The organism is Microbispora sp. H10670 (assembly GCF_014161385.1).
GTDB lineage: Bacteria > Actinomycetota > Actinomycetes > Streptosporangiales > Streptosporangiaceae > Microbispora > Microbispora triticiradicis.
On record NZ_JABBWW010000100.1, the window covers coordinates 1 to 707 of the forward strand.

The window sequence follows — 707 nt, forward strand, 5'->3', positions numbered from 1 at the left end:
TGGCAGCCACGAGTGGGTCCAGGAGTTCGTCGAGATCGTCGATCTCTTGTGTGAGCTGCTGGTGGCGGCGGGCCAGCGACCGCAGGGCAATCTTGGCGGCTGTGGCCGCACTCGCGGCGTCGGCCCGCTCCGCCGCAGACCCGCACACACCTTGATCAATTCCTTGACGGGCAGGCGGCGCAGTCGTTCGCGCAGTTCGTCGGGAGCGGTGACGATCAGGGCTTTGATCTGGCGTTGGGCCTCCGCGCGCTGGTCGACCGCCGAGCGGCGGGCCACGCGGAGGTTGCGCAGCGCCTCGATCCGGCCATCGCGCTGCTTGGGGGTGCCGGTCCTGTCTCCGGCCAGGGCGGCCTTGGCCGCGGCGATGGCGTCGATCGGGTCGGACTTGCCCTGGAAGCGGCGCGTCTTTCGGTTGGGCCGGTCGACCTCGACCACTTGGACGTGCTCATCTCGCAACAGCCGCGCGAGCCCGGCCCCGTAGACACCCGTCCCCTCGACACCGACCCGCACCAGTCGTCCGAAGGAACGCATCCAGGCCAGCAGGGCGGTGTAGCCGGCTGGGCCGGCCGGGAAGCATTCGGTGCCCAGCACGCGCCCTACCTGGTCGATCACGGCTGCGGTATGGGTGTCTTGGTGAGTGTCGACTCCACCGGCGACTTCGATACTCGCCGGGTCTTGGGGTGTAATGGGGGTCATCGTCGTCCTGT

Annotated in this window: 1 protein-coding gene; it reads right to left on the reverse strand. The window is 69.2% G+C overall.

The window, feature by feature from the left end:
- On the reverse strand, window positions 1-696 hold a 696-nt coding region (locus tag HHX33_RS34730), incomplete at its 3' end, for an IS110 family transposase (protein WP_259403179.1).
- Between the last annotated feature and the right edge of the window lie 11 nt (window positions 697-707).